We start from the raw sequence: 21,796 nt of genomic DNA, 5'->3' as shown, positions 1-21,796 counted from the left end.
CTGCCTCATAGGTAAAGGTTCAAAAGCCCTTAGAGTATATAGGATCTAAAAAAACTGTAGTCCTATATAATCGTAGTTGATGGGGGCAGACCTTTTTGAGGCAGTCTCTTTTCTTTGAAATAGACTTAAGCAGGATTCTTCCTTTTCGTTTTAATCTCTTGATATAATGGAGAAAACAGATGGTCGGAGCGGATAATATGGTGTTAGAACAGGATTATTTATATTGGAGATTAATCGAACAGCTGGTTATTGAACAAAAGTATACCATTTTGGCTTTATCTCAGGATGGTCATGAGGTATTGCTTGAACCGTTTCGGCAAAAGCAATTTACACTTGTTCGGTTGAGAAGAATGGACATTGATTGGGGAAATACAATTGCACAAGATATTCAACAAGCAGGGGAAAAGTTTGAGCATCTGTTAAGAAACGGTGTTAGAGGCCCGATTCAGGTAATGAATATTTATGTAACGTCCTTGCCTCCTGTAGATGACTTACCAGAGATATTTGTAAAGGGATATAGCAGATCAAAAGGAAAGATAGACATTACCTCCTTTTTGCTGGTAAAGGATGAAGTGGAGGAAGGACTGACAGATTTATCAGAAGCTTTACATGTACCGATTAGAGTTGACTTTGAGAGGTTGCAAGAAACGATTGAAATGGAAGATATTCAGCAAATAAGGAATCACGTCATTTCTTATCATAATCAACAAATAGAAGAGGAACGAAAAGTTTTCCAATATGGTAAACCGTTTTGGACATATGTATTTCTTGGCTTGCAAATTATCATGTTTCTTGTTCTTGAACTATTTGGCGGAAGCACCAATACAGAATCATTAATTCGATTTGGAGCAAAATTTAATCCGCTTATTTATGAAGGTGAGTGGTGGCGGTTAGTGACGCCTATTGTTCTGCATATTGGGTTTCTTCATTTATTAATGAATAGTTTTGCGCTTTATTATATTGGTCCTGCAGTGGAACGGGCATATGGTTCATTAAGGTTTTTGTTTATTTATTTAGTTGCCGGCATTTCCGGTTCAGTTGTCAGCTTTGCGTTTAGTCCATTCCTTTCTGCAGGAGCTTCAGGAGCGATTTTTGGCTGCTTTGGTGCACTATTATACATCGGGGTGCAAAATCCTAAAGTATTTTTTAGAACGATGGGATCAAACCTTTTAGTGATCATTGCCATTAATATTGCAATCGGGTTTGCGATTCCAAATATTGATAATGCCGGACATATTGGCGGTTTAATCGGCGGATTTTTAGCGGCCCTTATTGTACAACTGCCTAAGACTAAAAAGATTTCCCTGCGACTTTTAGGAGCAATGGCAACTATTGCATTATTGGGAGGCATGATTCAATACGGTCTCAAAGATGCCAAAGACCAGCATTCGCAGTATATGGCTCTTCAGGGACAAGAGCTTATACAGGATGAAAAATATGATGAAGCTTATAGCTATTTAAGTGAGGCGGTCAAAACGAATAATGACTCAAATGATATCTTATTTCTGTTATCAGTTGCCGAAATTGAATTAAAAAAATATGATCAGGCGAAGGACCATTTAAAACAAATTGTTGCTAATGATGATACATACCACCAAGCACATTATAATCTAAGTGTGCTATATGCAAACGAAGGGAATATATCTTTAGCCTTGGAACAAGTAAACAAAGCATTGGAACTTGATCCATCAAATGAAAATTACCAGGCTTTTAAAGAAAAAATTAATCATTAAGCTGAATATTTTGCAACAGTTTAAAAGGCTGGCTATTTTCAGCTTGGATAAGAATGACAATATGTGAATAATCTTTAGCAAATAAGAGGAGAGGCATTGTGCTGCCAATTGGGGAGATCACCTTGCCTTCTTTTGTTTTCAGTCCAAGAAAATAATGCTTGTATAATCCCTCCCAAAGACTGCCAATCACTTCCTGTGTTTTAGCCATAGTTAGACCTAATATAGGCTTTGTATTGTATTTGGCAAGCTCGATTAACGGTACCGCTTCATAATCAGCTTGATTAATATCATAAAATTTAATTAATTGCTTCCAACTTACTTCAAGATGCTGTTCTGATACTTTATCAAGAATATCTTTCCACTCTTGTTCTTCTTCTGTATGCGGTTTTTTAAATGAAAACAGTTCTGTAAATTCAGAATCAATAACATATAAATGATCATATGTCATGTAATGTGTACTGCGAATAAGGTTATTTTCTAAATGGATCTCTCCATAATGCAAGCTGATGGCCTGATAATGGCTGCTGTCTTTTCCAGATACCTTTTTGAACTGTGAAAGCTTTTGGCTTTGATCCTCCCACTCAGAAAGAGTATCCAGCAATTTACCATCTGCAAATAACAATGAAATATCTTGTCTTAAAAAGATTTTTTTATTTGTAATTGAGGTAACTTCCCATTCAATGGTATATTCGTCAGCATCTTTTTTTCCAACAAATTGAAGTGAAGTAGAAGCTTTTTCGAAGTTTACTGAGTCATCGATTGGGAAAAAAATAATGCTCTCACGAACCGATTTCCCATGATAATAAGCATAAAGAAAACCTGAGGTTATAAAGGCTAATAAAAGAAGAAAGATCCATTTTAGCTGCATTTGCATCAACTCCAACGTAGGACAGGTTGATAAAATGTATGAGAAATCCATATAAAATATGATTAAACATTAATTTTTATCTTAACAAAAAGAACAAAACAAAATCGTTATTCAAGGTATGTTTTTCCATTTATTCGTCTAGGATGAGTAACAAATTGTGTTACGAAATGGAGAAATCTTATGACATATGAGGGAGAAAAGAAATACGTTTCAAAAGACTTTCAGGAAAATATCGATTATTTGTCTGAACGTTTAGGTGTTAAAAAAAGCTTTGATGTAATTCGCCTCGATCTTGAATATGCTGGACGAAAAATGGCATTATTCATGGTTGATGGCTTTGTGAAGGATGATATTCTACATTATTTAATGAAATATTTATCACGACTTGAGCCAGAGCAGCTTGAGGAAAACACACTTGATAAGCTTTTAAAAACATATATTCCATATGTTGAAATAGATAAAACAAATGATTTAAATTCAATTGTTCATACAGTCTTAGCAGGCCCAACCGCACTAGTTGTTGATGGGATTGACGAAGTCATCTTAATTGATGCCAGAACATATCCAGTCAGAGGTCCGGAAGAGCCTGATATGGAGCGGGTAGTACGCGGCTCCAGAGATGGTTATGTGGAAACAATCGTTTTTAACACTGCCTTAACAAGAAGAAGAATAAGAGACCGTTCCTTGCGAATGGAATACATGCAGGTTGGCAGACGTTCTAAGACTGATGTGGTTATTTGTTATTTAGAAGATATTGCTGATTTAGATCATGTCGAGGATCTAAAAAAATCGCTCAAAGCAATCGATACTGACGGCTTGCCAATGGGAGAGAAAACGATAGAAGAATTTATTGCTGGCAGGCATTTAAACCCTTATCCAATGGTTCGGTACACGGAAAGGCCTGATACCGCTGCAGCCCATTTGTACGAAGGGCATGTGATTATTTTTGTCGATGGTTCACCAAGCGCCATCATTACACCAACAACCTTTTGGCATCATCTTCAGCATGTTGAAGAATATCGAAATAAGCCAGTAGTTGGAGCTTACTTACGGATTGTACGTTTTATAGGCGTCTGGGCCTCGCTTTTTCTTTTGCCCCTATGGTATTTATTTGCGATAAATCCAGAGTTGTTACCACCAGGAACAGATTTTATCGGGGTTAATGATAAGAGACAAATTCCCCTTCTAATCCAATTTTTGCTCGTGGAGATTGGGATTGATGTGCTAAGGATGGCAGCAATCCATACACCGTCGTCATTAGCTACTGCTTTAGGATTAGTCGCCGCTTTAATGATTGGTCAGGTAGCAGTTGAGGTTGGTCTTTTAACATACGAGGTTGTCCTTTATTTATCGATCGCCGCAATTGGTACGTTTGCAACACCAAGCTATGAGCTTGGGCTCGCAAATCGGATGTTTCGAATCATTCTTTTGCTCTTTACAGCATGGCTAGGGGTTATTGGCTTTGTTGCTGGAATCACCTGCTGGCTGATTATGCTTGCACGGATGAAATCATTTAACGTACCATATCTTTATCCATTAATCCCATTTAATTATCGAGGAATGAGAGATGTTTTATTAAGAGCTCCAATGCCCTTAAAAAACAGACGTCCCCCATTTTTACATCCTAAGGATCCAGATAGATAAAAATAAAGTTAAAGCTGTTTCAAAAGGCTCTGACCTTTTTGAAACAGCTTTATTTGTTTTGTTTTAATTATCTTATTAGTGATGGGGAATTATCTCAATTGTGAAGTAATACATATAAACCTTGAATTAAAAAGTTTTAAAATAAAAAACGTTTTCTTGACGCAGGGTGCAATTCCTTTATACTTTAAAGAAGGAGCTACATTCTTTAGCGGAATGAAACGATTCCAAATTAATGCGAAATAGGAAAGACAAATGGAAGCAGGTGATTAGATGAAAACAGTTTACGATGTACAACAGCTTCTAAAAAAATTTGGAACGATCATTTATATTGGGGATCGAATCGCTGATTTAGAATTAATGGAAGAGGAATTACGGCAGCTATACCAATCAAATCTGATTGATCCAAAGGACTTTCAAATGGCCATTCTTTTGTTAAGACAGGAAGTTCAAAGACTAAAAGGTTAATTTAGTAAAAACGTAATCCGTTCGTCATTTGACATGACTAGGTACCTATCCTCATGATAAGGAATCCTACATTTTATATTAAAAAGATAGGTAAAAATAGCTCAAATGAAAACGGTTACGAAAAGCATATATAATAGTAGAAAAAGGTGATTTTGTTGAATGAAAAATGGTTAGTTGGTATTGATTTAGGTGGAACGACAATTAAAATGGCATTTATTAATTATTATGGAGAAATTGTAGAAAAGTGGGAGATTCCTACAGACAAAACTGGTAAAGAAATTACGACAGATATTGCAAAAGCAATTGATGCGAAGTTGGAAGAACTCGGGTACCCGAAATCAAAGCTTTCAGGCATTGGAATGGGTGCTCCTGGACCGGTTAACCTAGAAAGCGGACTTATTTATGAAACTGTAAACTTAGGTTGGAAAGATTATCCTTTAAGAGATCATCTCGAAATGGAAACAGGACTTCCTGCTGTTATTGATAATGATGCAAATATAGCAGCAATTGGTGAAATGTGGAAGGGTGCTGGAGATGGTGCAAAAGACTTAATCTGTGTCACACTTGGAACAGGTGTAGGTGGAGGTCTTATCGCAAATGGTGAGGTCATTCATGGTGTAAACGGCGCTGGTGGTGAAATTGGCCATATCACAGTTGTGCCAGAAGGAGGCGCACCATGCAATTGCGGAAAGAACGGTTGTATTGAGACGATTGCTTCGGCAACTGGAATTGTGAGAGTGGCTAAGGAAAAGTTAGCTTCAACTGACAAAGAAAGTGTTTTACATAAACTAAACCAATCTGAATTAACTTCAAAGGATGTTTTTGATGCACTTGGACAGGGTGATGAGGTAGCAGAGGAAATTATTGATTATGTTACATATCATCTAGGTTTAATGCTAGCGAATATATCGAATGGCTTAAATCCTGAAAAAATCGTTATTGGCGGTGGAGTATCGAAGGCAGGAGATCAATTAATAAACAAAGTGGAGCATTATTTTAAACGCTTTGCATTCCCAAGAGTAGGCGATGCTGCCACAATCGCAATTGCAACATTAGGGAATGATGCCGGGGTAATTGGTGGTGCATGGTTAGCAAAAACTAAGCTAACTGATAAATAAACAATGACTAATTCGGGATAATAAAAAGGAGCCTCTAACGAAAGGGTGCTCCTTTTGTTCATTGAAATATGAAATTCCCAAGTTCCAAAGGATGTTGTAGATGCACATAAATATCTCAATATGTCGATAATAGTTTTCTGAATTTTTTAACTTTAACACCAACGAAACTTTTTAAGGTTTCATACGTCTAATAGTAGGGTAAAAAGAATAAGCTAAACATTATAATTCTATCATGCTATTGTTGGGGTAATGTTAAAAATGATTGATTTTTTGTAAAAGAAGTATTAAGATATGATTTAGTTATTTGGTGCTGACTAATATATGGAAAAAATTACATTAGAGATATTAGAGAGTGTAAGTGCGATTGTTCCAAGGGATGAGGAGGTATTTGGATGCGTAAGAAATCTTTTTCGAAAATTTCATACTTGCTATTAGCAACGTTATTCATGTGGATCAAAACATATATTGTCTATAAAACTAGCTTCGATATTAAAATTGAAAACTTTACCCAAGAATTTATCTTATTCATTAACCCTATCAGCTTTCTGTTGTTAATTTTTGGGGTTGGGTTATTCATGAAAGAAAAGAACCGAAACAGGTATATATTCGGTGCCAGTATTTTTGTAACAGGTTTATTATTAGCAAACATGGTTTTCTATCGCTTCTTCAATGACTTCTTAACCATTCCTGTTTTATTTCAGACAAGCAATATGGGAGATTTAGGGAGCAGTATAAGCGGTTTATTTTTGCCGACAGACCTCCTAATGTTTGTTGACATTGCCGTATTATTCTGGTTATTAAAAAAGCCAACTTTTAAATCTTCATCACAACTAACAAGAAAAGAAAGATCGGCATACTTCTTATTAGTTGCAGCTGTCTTCTTCTTTAATCTTGGATTAGCCGAAACAGAGCGTCCACAATTGTTAACTCGTTCCTTTGACCGTGAAATGCTTGTAAAAAATATTAGTGTGTTCAACTTTCATATTTACGATGTCATTTTACAATCGAAAACTTCGGCTCAACGTGCTTTAGCCGATAGCAATAGCCTTACTGAGATTGAGAACTATGTCAATGCAAACCGTAAAGAACCTTCACAGGATTTGAACGGTATTGCTGAAGGAAGAAACGTTATTTTACTTTCATTAGAATCACTGCAAAACTTTGTGATCAATGAAAAATTAAATGGTCAAGAAATTACGCCGTTTTTAAATGATCTAATTAAAGAAAGTTATTATTTTGAAAATTTTTATCATCAAACCGGTCAAGGTAAAACGTCAGATTCCGAATTTATTGTTGATAACTCTCTTTATCCATTAGGTCGCGGTGCAGTTTATTTTACCAATAGCAGCAATGAGTACACAGCTAGCCCAGAGATTTTAAAGGATTATGGATATTACTCATCGATTTTCCATGCGAACAATAAAAGCTTCTGGAATCGCGACATTATGTATGAGACTTTAGGCTATGACCGTTTCTATGATGTGAATGATTATGAGGTTACTGAAGAAAATTCAGTCGGTTGGGGATTAAAAGATATTGATTTTATGGAGCAAACCGTTCAACATATCGATGAGCTTCCACAGCCATTTTATACAAGACTGATTACCTTAACAAACCACTTCCCATTTGAATTAGGTGAAGAGGATAAAATGATTGAAGAATTTGACTCGAATAGTAAAACATTAAATCAGTACATCCCAACAGTACGATATATGGATGAAGCTGTTAAACATTTCTTCGATAAATTAAAGCAAACAGATGTATATGAAAACTCAATAATCATTTTATATGGTGACCATTACGGAATCTCTGAGAACCATAATGTTGCAATGGAAAAATTCCTGGGGAAAGAAATTACGCCATTTGAAACCATTCAATTACAAAGGGTGCCATTTATTGTGCATATCCCTGGCGTGACAGATAAAAACCCGCAAACCTTCTCAAAGGTTGCTGGTCAAATCGATATTAGACCAACGATCATGAGCTTGCTTGGAATTGATACTAGTGAACAAATTCAATTCGGTACCGATGTATTCTCAGATGATAAACTTTCATTTACGGTACTAAGAGACGGAAGCTTTATTACAGAAAACAATGTCTATACTCGCGGAGTATGCTATGATAAGGCAACTGGTGAAGAAACAGATTTAGCTGTTTGCGATCCGTATATGGAGAAAGCAAAGCAAGAGCTTAATTATTCTGATGAAATCATTTATGGCGATCTGCTACGTTTCTATGGTAAAGAAGCCGAAGCTGAAGATGCTGAGCAAAAAACATCAACAACAGAATCAAATTAACCTTTAAAGTTGACTTGAAAGCAAGATGTTCTTCAAGTCAGCTTTTTTGTTGTTTATAAGGAGTTTATGAATGGCTCTAATCTGAGGATAAGCGCTTCGGCATCCACCTACAGCGTCTAACTCCTCGAGGTCGGGGCTGTTCAAGGTGTTAAGCTTTTGTTTTAACTTTTCATGATATCAACATTCCATCTCTTTCTACATAAACTAATCATAAATGGGCTATTAGGAGGGAGAAGTTATAATGATCATATGTACGAGGAAAGAACTCTCGCTTGAACGGCTTGCTAATCACTTAGGTATTGCTAAAGAACTAATTATAGATAGTAATGGAACAATAGAGCTTGAAACAGGTATAATTGAAGCAAATACACATATCAAGATCCCTTATCAATCTGGTTTGAAGCTTGAAAGAAGTGAATTTGTAGATCTTATGAACAAACCAGCGACAATGGTGCAGGATGACAGCGGGCATGATACAATTCTTAATACAAAGAAGCCTTATGATTCTAAAGGGCTATTCAAAGAGATTGACCGGCTTTTATTAATGTATCCATTTATGAAAAAGGAGATTATAGGGTATAGTGTATTAGGCAGCCCAATTATTGAGCTAACAATAGGCAGAGGGATAAAAAAAGTGCATATGAATGGTTCATTTCATGCGAATGAATGGATTACAACGAGTATTATGATGCACTGGCTGGGTGATTATTTACAAGCACTAGTCAGAGGGGAGAAATTTGAAGATCTTAATTGTTTATCCCTGTATCATGCTACAACCATTTCTTTTGTACCAATGGTAAATCCTGATGGTGTTGATTTAGTGCTGAATGGATTACCTGATCAATCGTCATTCCAAGCCTCTGTTCTTGAGATCAATAACAACAGCCGAGATTTCTCACAATGGAAAGCGAATATAAGGGGAATTGATTTAAATAATCAATATCCTGTTAATTGGGAAATTGAAAAAGAGCGAAAAATACCTAAATCACCAGCACCTCGTGATTACCCTGGAGATGCTCCTTTAACAGAGCCTGAAGCGATTGCCTTGGCAAACCTTGTTAGGAAGCGCCAGTTCGATCGTGTGCTTGCTTTTCATACCCAAGGTGAGGAAATTTATTGGGGCTATTTAAGAAGAGAACCTGAAGAGGCAGAGAACATTGTCAATGAATTTGAAAGGCTAAGCGGCTATAAGGCTGTTAGGGATATTGACAGTCATGCCGGTTTCAGGGATTGGTATGTAAATGACTGGAGAAAGCCAGGATATACAGTAGAATTGGGGTTTGGTGTTAATCCATTGCCGTTTTCCCAATTTGATGACATTTATCGTAAAAGCAAAGGGATCTTTTTAGCTGCTTTATATATGTAGACCATAAAAGGTGTTGGAATCACCCAATACCTTTTTGACTTGCTTTTTCCTAAAATATGAAACAAAACATTTTTTTTAACGTAAATATAGTAAAACGTATTTTTTCTATGAGATGAATAACTTTTAAATATAAAGAGAAACGGGGTGAAAGAGGAGTTGATGAGAGCAAGTAAAATTCTTTTCCTACTTATGTTCATTCTACTTCTTGGTGCAGGCTGTAATCCATCTCATCAACCAGAACAAAACAATGAGCTTTCACCTGAAAGGGAGCTTCCACAAACGTCAAAAAACCAATCCATAGAAAAAGAAGCCAAACTACCTATAGAATTAGATGAAAGCTTTTTTCATTCAGTTGCTGACTGGAAAGATGATGAAACGATTCTTTATATTACCAATCATTCTGGCGGTTCCACTGTACATACATATAATCTAATTACTGGTAAATCCTCCATTTTTTTTGAAACTGAGGCACCAATTGTCCAGCTTCAAGCAAACTCTGATCAAAGCCTGTTTCTTGTTCATACAAGTCCTACAAGCTATGAAGCTGAATTAATTGTGTTGGATTCACAGGCAAAGGTTAAATTTCAAACGAAAATAGAATCGTACGAATTGCAATATACGTGGAACCAAATGAATCACCAGGAGCTTTTTGTCTCAAGTTTTAATGAGGATTGGACATTTCAAACATATATCATGGATGTAAAGGAACAAAGCATCACAGCAAATCCAATTCAAATTCCATTTATACAATGGCTGAATAATCAAGAGATAACTTATCTCAAATGGGATCAGGAATCTCCGGCACTTACTGCCCCACTTTATGCATATAATTTCGAAACTGAAGAGAAGGCTCTTCTTTCAGAAAATGTAGTGGCAAATACGAATTTCGAAAATGAAATTTCGACCATTGAATTAGTTGATGACCAAGGTACGGCTGTTGTCCGGTTTTATGATATGGAGAATAAAAAGCAAGTAGCCGAAATGTCAACACGTTTGGTTGGGTTATACTCAGAATGGGCGATTCCCTATTACGACATGAATGCGAAAGAAGATATGTTTTATATGATTGAAGCTGATGAAACATTGACCTCATTTTCATTAGTAGCATTTGACCTGCAAACAGAGAAAAAGGAAACACTGATAGATAACTTGGAAAATTTTCCACTTATACTGTCTCCAAATGGTAAATACGCACTCTTTGGAGCAAGGTATGAACATATAATCGATATAAAGAACAAAGCAGTAAAAGAACTTATTAAACTGAAATAGGAAGGAAGATATGATGGCAATTGTAGATGTAACCGTGATTCCATTAGGAACAAATGATCCAAGCGTAAGTAAATATGTAGCAGATATTCAACATATTTTAAAGAAATACGAAAATGAGGGGAGAATTCAGTATCAATTAACCCCAATGAACACGATCATTGAAGGCGAGCTTTCTACATTATTTGAAGTCATTACAGCCATTCATGAAGCACCATTTGCTAAAGGGATTCAAAGAGTCGCTACAAATATCCGGATTGATGACCGCCGAGACAAAAAAACGACGATGGAAAGCAAACTTGAGAGTGTCCAAAGACATCTTAATGAGAAATAATGAAAAAAGGTTAAATGTAAAACCCCTTAGCATTTTTTCTAAGGGGTTTTTATCCTTCGTTTTTTTACGTTTGCACTAGAGCGCTTCAGTTTTTTTCGAATTAGTGTGCTGTTGGGAATCCATGATGAAGTACAGTCATAACTGAAAACCATCCGAATACAGCTAATGTTCCAAATGCAAAGAAAGCACCAAGAAGATTTTTGTCTCTTAGCGAACGAATAAATCCGAAAATGGCAAGAATGGTAACAAGTCCAAAAATAATAATTAAGCCCATTAAAAAAGCCTCCTTACGTATGTAGATCGTTTTCATTGTATCGCTTATGATATCAAGATACAAACAAGTCCTTCTAATATTTTAATCGGTTTCATGACGTTTGTCGAGTTTATTTTCCAATTAGATGGACACTGATCAACATCATTTGTGTATAGCATGACCATTTATAATAAAATTCAGTCATGTATGGAGATATCGTATAATAGAAGAATAGTGTAAAATAAAAGAGGATTGAATAAGTTGGAGGTAATAAAATGAAATGGAGACAACTGCCATTAGGCCCGCTGCAAACAAATTGTTATCTTTTCTCAAACGATAAGAATGAGTGCCTAGTGATCGACCCTGGCGGAGACGCACATAAGTTAACAAATATTTTACAGCAGCAACATTTAAAACCATTAGCAATCTTACTGACACATGCCCATTTTGATCATATTGGTGCTGTAGATGAGATTCGCAACGAATGGAAGGTCCCTGTTTATGTACATAAAAATGAGAAAGAGTGGCTGACAGCCCCTTCTTTAAATGGCTCGCAATATTTTATGGCAGGGGAAATAAGTGCTTCACCTGCTGATGAACTTATTAAAGGGGAAGGAACATTAAACATCGGCAGCTTTTCTTTAGAGGTTTTTGAAACACCCGGACATTCACCTGGAAGTGTATCCTATTATTCCTCTGAAGCAGGCTTGGTCTTTTCTGGCGACGCACTGTTTGCCGGCAGTATTGGCAGAACAGACCTACCAGGCGGAAATCATCAGCAATTAATCAAAAGCATTCATGATAAACTTCTCACGCTTCCAGAGGAAACTCTTGTGCTTTCTGGGCATGGTCCTGAAACAAGCATTGAACTAGAGATGGAAAGAAATCCGTTTTTAAATGGATTCTAAAAAAACAGGCAGCCTAGGCTGCCTGTTTTTTTGAATTAATGACCCGCAGTTTGTCCAGGAATCATCATGAATGTTGTCCAATACGTAAATCCGACAAAGAAAATTGTTAAATAAGCACCGAAAATATAAATGTACATGCGCTCTGATAATTTTAAGTAAGATAAAAAGACGAAAAACCCGGTTTGTCCGAAAAATAGTAAGGACGTGGTCTTCATGTCACCAAGATAAAACATAACAGCGAAGATTCCTGTCCAAAACCCTAATACTCGGAACATACGATCCATATGTATCCCTCCTTTGTTGGCTTTGCCCTAAGCTGTATTGTTGCCCTGTTGGATAACAGGTTCAAAACGTAATGATGGTTGATTGATACAACTTCATAATCATAGCTTTTGACAAATCATACTCTAACATACAAGTCCATTACTTTAATTATTATAATGTAACGCTAACATACTTGTAAATAGCGTTTACAGGATCGCAAAAAGAAAACAATTCAAAGGAGCCATTGATTAAAAATTAGATACGAAAAGAGGCAGAACAGCAATAAAAAAGTCGTCTGCCATGTATACAGACGACTTTAATTCGGAAATTTTAAAGTTCTTATAATATGAATAAGCGCACGGTAAAATTTTTACATAGTTTTTGTGTCTAGCTCCAGAGCCTAGCCCCTCTAGGGTCTAGCCAAATTGGAATTGAAGGCAAAAAGCACCTTCTATTTCAATTCGTCTTATTTGCTCAAAGCTGTTCAAGGCCCTTGCGCTTTTCTTATAACTGGGCTAGCTGGATTCGAACCAACGCATGACGGAGTCAAAGTCCGTTGCCTTACCGCTTGGCTATAGCCCATCGATGTAACTGCTCAAATATCCTTCCTGCTCCTTAATAACATTTAGTATTATATACTAATTTTTAGTTTTTATAACATATTTTTAATGATTATCTATCTTTTTTTGATTTTTTATTGTTAGAAAACATATTTTCCATCCTTTAAAATTCTCTTTCCTCAATGTGATATTCCGTTAGATATCTTGTAAAATGACCTTGTAGCAAGCAACAGAAAGGAGATGAGACCATGCAATCCATTGAACAACTTAGTGAACGGCTGATTGAAGAAGCATGTGCCCTACGAGCTTCAGATATTCACATCGTTCCTAAAGAAAAAGAAACACTTATTCATTTCCGGATTGATGACGATCTGATTGAAAAGCACAGCATGAAAAAAGAAATATGTGAGCGGATTATTTCGCATTTTAAATTTCTTGCCTCAATGGATATTGGAGAGAGGAGACGGCCGCAAAATGGCGCACTTTCCATCACAACAACAAATGTTAATGTTCATCTTCGTTTATCAACATTGCCAACCATCCATGAAGAAAGCCTTGTTATCCGGCTTTTGCCTCAAGAAAAAATTCCGCCAATTACACAGCTATCATTATTTCCTGCTACAACAAACAAGCTGCTCTCCATATTAAACCATTCTCACGGACTGATGATTTTTACTGGTCCGACTGGCTCAGGCAAAACAACAACTCTCTATTCGCTTATTCATTATGCTAAGCGTCATTTTAATCGAAATATTATTACCCTTGAGGACCCTGTAGAAACAAAAAGTGCAGAGGTGATGCAGGTTCAGGTAAATGAGAAAGCAGGTATTACTTATGCAGCTGGTTTAAAGGCGATCTTAAGACATGATCCTGATATCATAATGGTAGGTGAGATTCGTGACCGGGAGACGGCTCAAATCGCCATACGAGCAAGCCTAACAGGGCATTTGGTTTTATCTACCATGCATACAAGAGATGCAAAAGGAGCGATTTATAGGCTGTTGGAGTTTGATGTCAGTTTATCAGAGATTGAACAAACCTTAATTGCAGTTTCTGCTCAACGGCTTGTTCAGTTAAAATGCCCTTTTTGCGAAGGAGAATGTCCTCCTTACTGTAAAAAGCTCAGAAAAAAAAGACGCTTAAGTGTCTATGAATTACTTTTTGGTAAGAACCTGGCTGCTGTTGTAAAGGAAGCAAAGGGAGAAGTGGCAGCCTATTCCTATCCGATGCTGAAAGATGTCATTAAAAAGGGGATTGCTTTAGGTTATTTATACCCAAATTCATATGACCGTTGGGTGTTTCGATATGAAGATTAAAGATAAATGGAGCTTGGAGGAGCAAGCAGAAATTTTAAAAAGGTTAAGCAGTATGCTTGAAAAGGGCTATACCTTGAACGAAGCGTTAAGTTTTCTTTATGTCAATGAACAAGGCAGTAAAAAGAGGGACTTATTAATTTGTATAAACCAGCTTTCGTCAGGGCATTCATTTCGATCAGTTCTTTCCAAATTGCATTTTCACCGCGATGTATTGAGCTACCTTTATTTTGCAGAGCAGCATGGTGATTTGGAATTTGCATTAAAAGAAAGCAGCGAAATTCTTCACAAAAAAATGACTCATTTAGATAAACTTGCAAAAATCCTTCGCTATCCAATCTTTTTAATTATAACCGTCAGTATCATCCTTTCCATTGTACAATCGGTTATAAGTCCGCAATTTCAGCAGCTTTACAATTCAATGAATTTGGAACAATCTTTTTTCTCTATATTTCTATTAGTTCTTTTTGCATTGTTGAAGTGGTGTGGTATAGGTGGATTCATCATCACAATAATGATCATCCTCTATTATTTTTTTATTTTTAAGAAAAAGCCGATCAATGAACAAATGGAGATTATGATTAAAATCCCAACCGTTAAAAGAATTTTCTGTATGCTGCATAGCTATTTTTTTGCTCTTCAGCTTAGTAATTTATTAAGGGGAGGACTCTCTACGTTTGAAAGCCTAAAAATCTTTGAAAAGCAAAATATATTGCCATTTTATCGAACAGAAGCCAGCCGTTTTATTGAAAAATTAAAAGCAGGAGTACAGCTTCATCAAATAATTGAAGATAGCCATTTTTATGAAAAGGAGCTTGCACTTGTCATTTTACATGGACAAGCGAATGGACAGCTTGCCAGGGAGTTATTTATGTATAGTCAATTTGTGATCGAAAAGCTGGAGAATAAAATTATTAAGACGATGGCCATTATCCAACCAACCATTTACGCCTTTGTCGGAGTAGTTGTTCTGTTTGTCTATTTATCTATGCTATTGCCAATGTATAATATGATGGAAAATTTGTAGGAGGGAAAAATGAACAATCAAAAGGGTTTTACACTAATTGAAATGCTTATCGTCCTATTAGTGATCTCGGTTTTATTACTAATCACAATACCGAATGTAACGAAGCATAATTCTAGTATTCAAGAGAAAGGCTGCGAAGGTTTAATTAATATGGTGCAAGCACAAGTAACCGCATATGAAATTGAAAACAATGCCACGCCTACTGTGGATCAATTAGTGGATGCAGGTTACTTGAGAGAATCGCCGAAATGTCCAAATGGAAGCAGTGTGACGATATCTGCTAATGGTGAGGTAACTGAAGGTGCAGCAGCAACACAATAAAAATGGTTTTACTCTTATCGAATCACTGCTTGTTCTATCAATTGCAAGCATTATGAGTTTAACTGTAATAATGAACATTGTACCTATGTATCATAAAAAAATCATAGATACGTTTTTAGATCAATTTGAAAAGGATGTATTGCTTACCCAACAATTTGCATTAGTGAATGAATCAACCGTATATATTTTATTTCTAGTAGATCAGCATCAATACAAAGTGGTATCAGTTGATACGAATAAAACTTTACTTACAAGGAAATACCATGCTGATATAAAAATCGAAGGAGTTACACTTAAAAATCGGGTGACGTATAACGGCAATGGATCTATTCAAAAAAGTGGAACGTTACACATCACTTATCATGAAACAACCTATAAAGCTGTTTTTTATCTTGGAAAGGGGAGGATGAATATTGAAAAATTGTAAGGGATTTTCCTTTGCAGAAACAATCGCAGCATTCAGTATGTGGAGCTTGATTGTCACAATTCTCATTCCTCAGCTTGTTCTCTTAACGCAAGAAAGACTTAACGCCCAACAGTCATTACAAGCCTATAAGATACTGCACGAAAAAACACAACAGGTGTTTTATGATCAAGCTCCAAAGTTAAATGAACAGTTTGTAAAGGATAATGTACACTATACCTTAACATGGGAGGAGGAAAGAAATTATTCAAAGGCATGCTTATCTTGGAAAAATTCATTCGAAAAAACAAAATCAGTATGTTATCTGGTTACATAATGAAAAAGGATATACGTTTTTAAATTTAATTTTATCCTTCTTTATCTATTCGATTATTATCACATCGCTTTCCGTTATCCTCCATTTTTTACTTACACACTCTCAACATTCAGATGATTTAAAACCTTTTGAATGGGAACTCTTTGTTATTCAATTACAAAAAGAATTAAATGAGGCAAAGAATCTTTCTGTAAAAACAACGGAAATAACCTTTACAAATAATGAAGGGAAACTGGTTAGTGTTCATTACTATCCTAATATGATTCGCAGACAGGTGTATGGAACAGGACATGAACTGTTTTTACTAAAAGTAAAAACACTTGAATTTAAACAGGTGCCTTCTGGGATCCAGTTATCTTTGGTAAGTAAAGCTGGAAATGAATTTCAATATACCTTTCGATTTATGAGGGATAGGGCATGAGATATGAGGAATGAAAAAGGATTTATTTTTCCAACCACACTCGGTGTTATCCTCTTTTGTTTGTTTATCGTTGCTTATATTTCAAGTGTCCTGATTAGTGAAAAACAGTTTTATTCGGAAACAAAGCAATATTATATACTGGAAAATTTAATGCAACTCGCGGTAGATCAGTCACTTTTGGAAATCAAAAGCCAATCAGCCACACCTATCATGTCTTATCAATCAAATACAATAAATGGGAGCCTTTCTTATGAAATCAAGAAATTATCTCCAAGCATTTATGAAGTACACTTAACATGTAAAACAATAAGAAATAAAGTGAATAAAGCAAGATATCAATTTGATCTATCAAAAAATGAAATGATCTTATGGTCTGAATATTAGCTCTTGTGTTATTGTAGAAAGAAAACCGTGGAGGATTTATGCGTTGAAGGCAATTTATTTGACTGGGTTTATGGGCGCAGGAAAAACAACAATCGGAGAATATTTGGCTAGAGAGCTTGCTTTGCCAGTACTTGATACAGATCAACAAATTGAGAAAAAGCTGAATATGACGATAAAAGAGATATTTACGAACTATGGAGAGGAATTCTTTCGAAATGAGGAAACGACTATTCTTAAAGAGCTTCCTACGGATGATGTTATTATTACCACCGGCGGAGGAATCGTCATAAAAAAAGAAAACCGCCAATGGATGAAAAAGCATGGATATGTGATCTCATTGCATGCCGACTTAGACATTATTTACGATCGCATTCATACTGATACAAATCGACCGCTTGCCAGTAAGAAAACAAAAGCGCAACTTGCTGAATTATATCTTTCGCGTGAAGAGCACTATCAAGATTGCACGTTTCTGATCGAAACATCAAATAAAAGCATTGAAGAAATCGTAAATGAAATCGAAACACGACTAAAATAAATGGCTTTTGGCAATAAATAGAGGTGATAACAAAAGATTAGAGGTGTTTTTGCCTTGTCTGCTAATGACTATGTTAAATATGTAACACAACAAATCGTCAAATATATGGATACTCCTAAAGAAGCTAGAAAGCAGCTTCGTGAAGAACGAAAAAATGTTGAAACATCATCAACATTTTACAGCAATTGGTGGTTTGGCGTCCTTCCCTTTTCTCTAAAGCTGATGTTGAATAAACGAAAAAAATGAGGTTGAAAACGGTACAATTTATAGTGGAATTGTATCGTTTTTTATTAGCTTTTAAAAATTGTTTTCATTTTTTGAAAAACCTCCACACTGGATTTATGTTATCATGAAAGAAATCAAAAAGCTGACTCCTTTATTAAATAGAGCCAGCACTTATCGTTTTCTTATGCTTCAGGAATAACCTGAATCTTTTTGATTTCGCCAGTGGAAGAATCATAGGTAATGGTTGTATAGACCGCAAAGTCCTCCATACCTTCTCGTAATGTTAACCGATATTGCTTTACTGTGATATCCTTTTTTGAATTGTCCCAAATTTTCTGTGAAAACAGTACTTGTGATAACGGATATCGTTTTTTTGTTTCATTGACAGCAACTTCTTCCCAGGTTTTTTGGGAAACAGCCTGAGCGTCCGATAAAAATGAAACCGGAGAAAAAGTTAAACCGTATAGTAAAGTAAGAAAAAATATCCATTTTTTCATGTTGACACCACCCTTACTATGTATTTATTTCCAATTACATGAAAGCTATACATTTTCATAGATGGTAAGGGTTTGACAATTGAATACATGAAAGTAAAACGAAAAAGGAGAGGATAAAAGATGGAAGCCATTATTTCTACTCTTTTTTTCATTACATTGTTTTTTATGATCATAGCTGTAATCGTTAGTACGAAGAGCAAGAAAAACAAAAAATCGAGAAAACATAACTCAACCTTTATTCCACCAAATTTGATAGGTGATTCCGATCCTAAACATGAACAAGGACATAGTGATTCTTCTAATGATTCATTTAGCAGCTTTGGCGGTGATTCAGGAGGAGATGGCGGCGGTGGAGGCGGGGGAGATTAATATTTCTCTCCCTTAGTGATTAGCAATAATCGTGATGAAGAGAAAAGAAAACGAACAAGAAGGTCGTCAGATGACGGCCTTTTTGTTACATTTAAACCTTCCCATGCTGAAGAAACTGTTGAATTTCATCAAAGGACAATCCAAGCTTCTTTGCTTCTTTCATAAGTTCGATCCATTCTTTATCTAACTGCTCGGCATGAAGCTTTGTCTTTCCTTCATTCATTTGGCTTGTCCTCCTGGATAAGATTGGAATCTTGTTTTTTTCTTTCCTTCCATTTTTGAAACCTTAAATAATCTCTAAATTCTTTAAAATCCTTTTTACTCATACCTTCTTCAATTGCCTTATTTAACAATCGGCTCCATTCTTCATCAAACACAAAATTCTTTGATTGGTTTTCAGAAGCTGAGGGACCTAACAACACTTCAACATCTATGTCCAATGTTGACGCAATCTTTTTTAAAAATTGCAGCGAAGGATTTTTTTGTACATCGCGTTCAATATAGCTTAAGTAAGATTTTGAAACTCCGGCTAACTCAGCTAATTCACTTATTGAATATCCTTTCTCCAGCCTCAGCTCCCTTAAACGTTCTCCCACCATTTAGACGTTCTCCTTATCTTCATCACCTATTATAGTCTTTCATCATTCATTATATGAAACAATTTGTTCTTAATAAAATAACAAATAAATATGAAAATCAAAGAAAAATAGAGAAAAACTGGGATTTATGTTCTTTTTAACGAAAATTAGACGAAATTTGAAACTTTTATAAAATAGGTGAAATGGCATATATTGATCTTAGACAATATTGGTTATGATCATGAAGGAATCTTTTAAATGAACGGGAGATTAGATCATTTTGTCATAAATAGGATGCAAACAAAATATGATAGAGGAACAGTAAAGATAAAATTTAAATAAGACTATTTATTTACTTTTTGTAAAACTTTAAAAAATTAACGAAATAATGTTGACTTGTTCTTTATAGTGAACTATTCTAGTTTTATAGAAGAGGAAACATCTAAAACAGTAAAAAAATTTTTTGTTCTTTATTAAGAATGAAATCTTAATTAAGAAGGTGAAGAAGTAACATGTCCAGCTTTCCTGAGTTTGATGACAGACAACATGAATATAAACAAGCGAAAGAAATAAATTTAAAAGAGGTTCTTCAAGTATTAAAACGATATGTGTGGATTATTATTTTCCTAACAATTTTTACAACCTCTGCGGGTGCCTATTATTCATTTACAACCTATACCCCTATGTATCAGGCAACCTCACGCATCATCATTGGCGCTGATGCAAGTTTAATCACGACGTTAAAGGTTATTATTCAAGATACAACCGTCTTAGAAAAGGTAGTGAACAAGTTAGAATTATCTTACCCACCAGAAGTTTTAAGCAATAAGATAACGGTTGGCAGCATAGAAAATTCCCAGGTTGTTACCATTACCGTTCTTGATTCCAACCCTGAACAGGCAGCTACCCTTGCGAATGCAGTGGCTGAAACATATAAAGAAGAAATCCCTAAGATCATGGATTTTAAAGATGTGAAGCGGCTCTCTGATGCAAAGGTTAACCCTATACCAATTAATCAAGATCGAAACAAAACGGTCATAATTGGTTTTATCGGTGGGATTGTTATTGGTATAGGAATAGCCTTTCTATTAGATTCGTTAAATAACAGTGTAAGGAAGGAATATGAAGTTGAGGAGCTGCTTGGTATCCCAGTTTTAGGATCTGTATCGAAAATGAAAAAGAAAAATATGCAAAAAAAGAAAAAAAAGCAGGCGAGATTTGAGTATAGGAGTGAGACACTTGGTTCTTAATTTAAATAGAAAAAAATCGTTAAAAGAAATGACAAAGCGCCATTTTGTTTCACATACGAACCCTAACTCAAAAATTGCTGAACAATTTCGGACCATTAGGACAAATATTCAGTTTTCATCGATTGATCGCAAGCATAAAACGCTAATGATCACCTCGCCTTCAACAGGTGAGGGAAAAACAACATCTGCCATTAACTTAGCGATTTCTATGTCACAGCAAGGTGATAGAGTTTTGCTTGTTGATGCAAACCTTCGTAAACCGATCTTACATACATCCTTTAATTTAAAGGATTCCTATGGGTTAACAGATGTATTAATGGGGCGTACTTCATTAGAAGATGCCATCTTTCAAACGCAGATTGGCAGACTGGAGGTCTTAACAAGCGGGTTAATTCCTCCAAATCCTACGGAATTAATTGGCTCAAAGGCGATGAGTTACTTTATAAAAGATAGCAAAGAAGAATATGATGTGATTCTATTTGATAGTCCGCCAGTGCTTGAAACGACTGATACAAAGCTTCTAGCAGGACAGTGTGATGGTGTCGTTTTGGTTCTAAACAGCGGCAAATCAGATCGGGAAAAAGCCGCTGAGGCAAATCGGTTGTTAAATCTCGTTAGGGCAAAAGTGCTCGGTGTGATTTTGAACGAAAGGGAATAATTTTTTTGTTTATATGTTCTTTATTAAGAATAATATGTGCTTTATAAGGTGATATCTCCTCTCCTTTATCAATGGAGGTACTCGGCCATGCTGTGGGTTGAAAAAACCTTAGACGCAAGTCGTCAAGAGTGTGGTGTGAGGGCGGGTTAAATGCCCAACTTATTAAAATGGTTACGTATATGTCTCGGCTATGAGATATATAGGTAAGGATTTTAATAAAAGGAGCTGAAACCATGAAGGAGTTTGATCAATTTCCTAAGGTCATGAAAAAGCTCGTGCGCTACATAAAACAGGATGCATCACTTGACCAGCTTGAGCAATTTAAAAAAGTTCTCGATTATGCGATTGAAAAACGAATTATCATTCTTAAGAAAATGTCACAAGATTAAGCGGAAGGGA

Annotated in this window: 28 protein-coding genes and 1 tRNA gene; 22 read left to right on the top strand and 7 right to left on the bottom strand. The window is 35.7% G+C overall.

Annotated features, from left to right (window positions below):
• The first annotated feature begins 179 nt into the window (after window positions 1-179).
• Entirely contained in the window at window positions 180-1,733 is a 1,554-nt protein-coding gene (locus ACSVDH_RS19805; protein WP_439250103.1) for a rhomboid family intramembrane serine protease, read from the top strand.
• Here ACSVDH_RS19805 and ACSVDH_RS19800 read toward each other — a convergent pair.
• Window positions 1,723-2,601 (bottom strand): hypothetical protein, encoded by an 879-nt coding sequence (locus ACSVDH_RS19800; RefSeq protein WP_439250104.1) that lies wholly within the window; start codon window positions 2,599-2,601, stop codon window positions 1,723-1,725. The two genes, ACSVDH_RS19805 and ACSVDH_RS19800, sit on opposite strands and share 11 nt — an antisense overlap.
• Before the next feature lie 180 nt (window positions 2,602-2,781).
• On the opposite strand from ACSVDH_RS19800, the gene ACSVDH_RS19795 reads away from it, so the two are divergent.
• The 7 genes from ACSVDH_RS19795 (at window position 2,782) to ACSVDH_RS19765 (ending at window position 11,091) form a co-directional block, all read left to right on the top strand.
• Entirely contained in the window at window positions 2,782-4,245 is a 1,464-nt protein-coding gene (locus ACSVDH_RS19795; protein ID WP_439250105.1) for a spore germination protein, read from the top strand.
• A gap of 270 nt (window positions 4,246-4,515) precedes the next feature.
• Complete coding sequence (locus ACSVDH_RS19790; protein ID WP_439250106.1) at window positions 4,516-4,710, top strand: YqgQ family protein; 195 nt, start codon at window positions 4,516-4,518, stop codon at window positions 4,708-4,710.
• Between the two features lie 155 nt (window positions 4,711-4,865).
• Window positions 4,866-5,828 carry an ROK family glucokinase gene (locus tag ACSVDH_RS19785; RefSeq protein WP_439250108.1) on the top strand — a complete coding sequence of 321 codons (963 nt, stop codon included), beginning with the start codon at window positions 4,866-4,868 and terminating at the stop codon, window positions 5,826-5,828.
• Between the two features lie 392 nt (window positions 5,829-6,220).
• A complete protein-coding gene (locus tag ACSVDH_RS19780; protein ID WP_439250109.1) occupies window positions 6,221-8,125 on the top strand; it encodes an LTA synthase family protein in 1,905 nt (634 codons plus the stop codon).
• Between the two features lie 241 nt (window positions 8,126-8,366).
• On the top strand, window positions 8,367-9,491 hold the full coding sequence (locus ACSVDH_RS19775; protein ID WP_439250110.1) for a M14 family metallopeptidase: 1,125 nt from the start codon (window positions 8,367-8,369) through the stop codon (window positions 9,489-9,491).
• A 159-nt stretch (window positions 9,492-9,650) separates the two neighbouring features.
• The gene (locus tag ACSVDH_RS19770) at window positions 9,651-10,760 is read left to right on the top strand and encodes a YqgU-like beta propeller domain-containing protein (RefSeq protein ID WP_439250112.1); all 1,110 of its coding nucleotides are present in this window, start codon (window positions 9,651-9,653) and stop codon (window positions 10,758-10,760) included.
• Window positions 10,761-10,773: 13 nt separating this feature from the next.
• Window positions 10,774-11,091 (top strand): MTH1187 family thiamine-binding protein, encoded by a 318-nt coding sequence (locus tag ACSVDH_RS19765; RefSeq protein WP_439250114.1) that lies wholly within the window; start codon window positions 10,774-10,776, stop codon window positions 11,089-11,091.
• Between the two features lie 100 nt (window positions 11,092-11,191).
• On the opposite strand, the gene ACSVDH_RS19760 is transcribed toward ACSVDH_RS19765, so the two are convergent.
• On the bottom strand, window positions 11,192-11,365 hold the full coding sequence (locus tag ACSVDH_RS19760; protein ID WP_299087945.1) for a DUF2759 domain-containing protein: 174 nt from the start codon (window positions 11,363-11,365) through the stop codon (window positions 11,192-11,194).
• A 254-nt stretch (window positions 11,366-11,619) separates the two neighbouring features.
• On the opposite strand from ACSVDH_RS19760, the gene ACSVDH_RS19755 reads away from it, so the two are divergent.
• Window positions 11,620-12,252: an MBL fold metallo-hydrolase gene (locus ACSVDH_RS19755; protein WP_439250115.1), complete on the top strand. Its 633-nt coding sequence runs from the start codon at window positions 11,620-11,622 to the stop codon at window positions 12,250-12,252.
• Between the two features lie 35 nt (window positions 12,253-12,287).
• Here the strand turns inward: ACSVDH_RS19755 and ACSVDH_RS19750 are convergent, their stop codons facing one another.
• Window positions 12,288-12,536, bottom strand: a complete 249-nt coding sequence (locus ACSVDH_RS19750) for a DUF2626 domain-containing protein (protein ID WP_299087950.1) — start codon at window positions 12,534-12,536, stop codon at window positions 12,288-12,290.
• A 490-nt stretch (window positions 12,537-13,026) separates the two neighbouring features.
• A tRNA-Gln gene (locus tag ACSVDH_RS19745) sits at window positions 13,027-13,098 on the bottom strand.
• Between the two features lie 226 nt (window positions 13,099-13,324).
• Here ACSVDH_RS19745 and comGA point away from each other — a divergent pair.
• Genes comGA through ACSVDH_RS19700 form a run of 9 tightly spaced genes read left to right on the top strand, consistent with a single transcriptional unit; the run spans window position 13,325 to window position 18,066 of the window.
• Complete coding sequence (gene comGA / locus ACSVDH_RS19740) at window positions 13,325-14,392, top strand: competence type IV pilus ATPase ComGA (RefSeq protein WP_299087953.1); 1,068 nt, start codon at window positions 13,325-13,327, stop codon at window positions 14,390-14,392.
• Entirely contained in the window at window positions 14,382-15,416 is a 1,035-nt protein-coding gene (gene comGB / locus ACSVDH_RS19735; RefSeq protein WP_439250117.1) for a competence type IV pilus assembly protein ComGB, read from the top strand. The genes comGA and comGB overlap by 11 nt, the downstream gene beginning before the upstream one ends.
• Before the next feature lie 9 nt (window positions 15,417-15,425).
• Window positions 15,426-15,737, top strand: a complete 312-nt coding sequence (comGC, locus tag ACSVDH_RS19730; protein WP_439250119.1) for a competence type IV pilus major pilin ComGC — start codon at window positions 15,426-15,428, stop codon at window positions 15,735-15,737.
• Complete coding sequence (gene comGD, locus ACSVDH_RS19725; RefSeq protein WP_299087962.1) at window positions 15,718-16,164, top strand: competence type IV pilus minor pilin ComGD; 447 nt, start codon at window positions 15,718-15,720, stop codon at window positions 16,162-16,164. Before comGC ends, comGD begins: the two co-directional genes overlap by 20 nt.
• A complete protein-coding gene (gene comGE, locus ACSVDH_RS19720; RefSeq protein WP_439250121.1) occupies window positions 16,151-16,477 on the top strand; it encodes a competence type IV pilus minor pilin ComGE in 327 nt (108 codons plus the stop codon). Before comGD ends, comGE begins: the two co-directional genes overlap by 14 nt.
• Window positions 16,404-16,898: a competence type IV pilus minor pilin ComGF gene (gene comGF, locus ACSVDH_RS19715; protein ID WP_518618340.1), complete on the top strand. Its 495-nt coding sequence runs from the start codon at window positions 16,404-16,406 to the stop codon at window positions 16,896-16,898. The genes comGE and comGF overlap by 74 nt, the downstream gene beginning before the upstream one ends.
• 3 nt (window positions 16,899-16,901) lie before the next feature.
• On the top strand, window positions 16,902-17,282 hold the full coding sequence (gene comGG / locus ACSVDH_RS19710; protein ID WP_439250122.1) for a competence type IV pilus minor pilin ComGG: 381 nt from the start codon (window positions 16,902-16,904) through the stop codon (window positions 17,280-17,282).
• Between the two features lie 43 nt (window positions 17,283-17,325).
• Window positions 17,326-17,820 carry a shikimate kinase gene (locus ACSVDH_RS19705; protein WP_439250123.1) on the top strand — a complete coding sequence of 165 codons (495 nt, stop codon included), beginning with the start codon at window positions 17,326-17,328 and terminating at the stop codon, window positions 17,818-17,820.
• 54 nt (window positions 17,821-17,874) lie between these two features.
• The gene (locus ACSVDH_RS19700; protein WP_439250125.1) at window positions 17,875-18,066 is read left to right on the top strand and encodes a YqzE family protein; all 192 of its coding nucleotides are present in this window, start codon (window positions 17,875-17,877) and stop codon (window positions 18,064-18,066) included.
• A 161-nt stretch (window positions 18,067-18,227) separates the two neighbouring features.
• On the opposite strand, the gene ACSVDH_RS19695 is transcribed toward ACSVDH_RS19700, so the two are convergent.
• Window positions 18,228-18,542, bottom strand: a complete 315-nt coding sequence (locus ACSVDH_RS19695) for a DUF3889 domain-containing protein (RefSeq protein ID WP_299087973.1) — start codon at window positions 18,540-18,542, stop codon at window positions 18,228-18,230.
• A gap of 120 nt (window positions 18,543-18,662) precedes the next feature.
• Between ACSVDH_RS19695 and ACSVDH_RS19690 the strand changes: the two genes are divergently transcribed.
• A complete protein-coding gene (locus ACSVDH_RS19690) occupies window positions 18,663-18,911 on the top strand; it encodes a YxzE family protein (protein WP_439250127.1) in 249 nt (82 codons plus the stop codon).
• A gap of 91 nt (window positions 18,912-19,002) precedes the next feature.
• Here the strand turns inward: ACSVDH_RS19690 and ACSVDH_RS19685 are convergent, their stop codons facing one another.
• Together ACSVDH_RS19685 and ACSVDH_RS19680 are read right to left on the bottom strand one after the other, a co-directional pair.
• The gene (locus ACSVDH_RS19685) at window positions 19,003-19,134 is read right to left on the bottom strand and encodes an anti-repressor SinI family protein (RefSeq protein ID WP_439250128.1); all 132 of its coding nucleotides are present in this window, start codon (window positions 19,132-19,134) and stop codon (window positions 19,003-19,005) included.
• Complete coding sequence (locus ACSVDH_RS19680; protein ID WP_439250130.1) at window positions 19,127-19,510, bottom strand: helix-turn-helix domain-containing protein; 384 nt, start codon at window positions 19,508-19,510, stop codon at window positions 19,127-19,129. The genes ACSVDH_RS19685 and ACSVDH_RS19680 overlap by 8 nt, the downstream gene beginning before the upstream one ends.
• A 491-nt stretch (window positions 19,511-20,001) precedes the next feature.
• On the opposite strand from ACSVDH_RS19680, the gene ACSVDH_RS19675 reads away from it, so the two are divergent.
• From ACSVDH_RS19675 to ACSVDH_RS19665, 3 genes are all read left to right on the top strand, one after another.
• The gene (locus tag ACSVDH_RS19675; RefSeq protein WP_439250131.1) at window positions 20,002-20,739 is read left to right on the top strand and encodes a YveK family protein; all 738 of its coding nucleotides are present in this window, start codon (window positions 20,002-20,004) and stop codon (window positions 20,737-20,739) included.
• Window positions 20,720-21,397: a polysaccharide biosynthesis tyrosine autokinase gene (locus ACSVDH_RS19670; RefSeq protein WP_518618338.1), complete on the top strand. Its 678-nt coding sequence runs from the start codon at window positions 20,720-20,722 to the stop codon at window positions 21,395-21,397. The genes ACSVDH_RS19675 and ACSVDH_RS19670 overlap by 20 nt, the downstream gene beginning before the upstream one ends.
• Window positions 21,398-21,630: 233 nt before the next feature.
• A complete protein-coding gene (locus tag ACSVDH_RS19665) occupies window positions 21,631-21,786 on the top strand; it encodes a hypothetical protein (RefSeq protein WP_439250134.1) in 156 nt (51 codons plus the stop codon).
• Window positions 21,787-21,796 lie beyond the last annotated feature (10 nt).

It is taken from the genome of Metabacillus sp. Hm71 (assembly GCF_051842955.2).
Lineage (GTDB): Bacteria > Bacillota > Bacilli > Bacillales > Bacillaceae > Metabacillus.
This window is presented reverse-complemented; position numbering and strand designations above follow the sequence as displayed.

Coding starts and splice junctions, on each gene's coding strand:
- ACSVDH_RS19805 (WP_439250103.1), top strand. CDS start 180: ATGGTCGGAGCGGATAATATGGTGTTAGAACAGGATTATTTATATTGG.
- ACSVDH_RS19800 (WP_439250104.1), bottom strand. CDS start 2,601: ATGCAGCTAAAATGGATCTTTCTTCTTTTATTAGCCTTTATAACCTCA.
- ACSVDH_RS19795 (WP_439250105.1), top strand. CDS start 2,782: ATGACATATGAGGGAGAAAAGAAATACGTTTCAAAAGACTTTCAGGAA.
- ACSVDH_RS19790 (WP_439250106.1), top strand. CDS start 4,516: ATGAAAACAGTTTACGATGTACAACAGCTTCTAAAAAAATTTGGAACG.
- ACSVDH_RS19780 (WP_439250109.1), top strand. CDS start 6,221: ATGCGTAAGAAATCTTTTTCGAAAATTTCATACTTGCTATTAGCAACG.
- ACSVDH_RS19775 (WP_439250110.1), top strand. CDS start 8,367: ATGATCATATGTACGAGGAAAGAACTCTCGCTTGAACGGCTTGCTAAT.
- ACSVDH_RS19770 (WP_439250112.1), top strand. CDS start 9,651: ATGAGAGCAAGTAAAATTCTTTTCCTACTTATGTTCATTCTACTTCTT.
- ACSVDH_RS19765 (WP_439250114.1), top strand. CDS start 10,774: ATGGCAATTGTAGATGTAACCGTGATTCCATTAGGAACAAATGATCCA.
- ACSVDH_RS19760 (WP_299087945.1), bottom strand. CDS start 11,365: ATGGGCTTAATTATTATTTTTGGACTTGTTACCATTCTTGCCATTTTC.
- ACSVDH_RS19755 (WP_439250115.1), top strand. CDS start 11,620: ATGAAATGGAGACAACTGCCATTAGGCCCGCTGCAAACAAATTGTTAT.
- ACSVDH_RS19750 (WP_299087950.1), bottom strand. CDS start 12,536: ATGGATCGTATGTTCCGAGTATTAGGGTTTTGGACAGGAATCTTCGCT.
- comGA (WP_299087953.1), top strand. CDS start 13,325: ATGCAATCCATTGAACAACTTAGTGAACGGCTGATTGAAGAAGCATGT.
- comGB (WP_439250117.1), top strand. CDS start 14,382: ATGAAGATTAAAGATAAATGGAGCTTGGAGGAGCAAGCAGAAATTTTA.
- comGC (WP_439250119.1), top strand. CDS start 15,426: ATGAACAATCAAAAGGGTTTTACACTAATTGAAATGCTTATCGTCCTA.
- comGG (WP_439250122.1), top strand. CDS start 16,902: ATGAGGAATGAAAAAGGATTTATTTTTCCAACCACACTCGGTGTTATC.
- ACSVDH_RS19695 (WP_299087973.1), bottom strand. CDS start 18,542: ATGAAAAAATGGATATTTTTTCTTACTTTACTATACGGTTTAACTTTT.
- ACSVDH_RS19690 (WP_439250127.1), top strand. CDS start 18,663: ATGGAAGCCATTATTTCTACTCTTTTTTTCATTACATTGTTTTTTATG.
- ACSVDH_RS19685 (WP_439250128.1), bottom strand. CDS start 19,134: ATGAATGAAGGAAAGACAAAGCTTCATGCCGAGCAGTTAGATAAAGAA.
- ACSVDH_RS19680 (WP_439250130.1), bottom strand. CDS start 19,510: ATGGTGGGAGAACGTTTAAGGGAGCTGAGGCTGGAGAAAGGATATTCA.
- ACSVDH_RS19675 (WP_439250131.1), top strand. CDS start 20,002: ATGTCCAGCTTTCCTGAGTTTGATGACAGACAACATGAATATAAACAA.
- ACSVDH_RS19665 (WP_439250134.1), top strand. CDS start 21,631: ATGAAGGAGTTTGATCAATTTCCTAAGGTCATGAAAAAGCTCGTGCGC.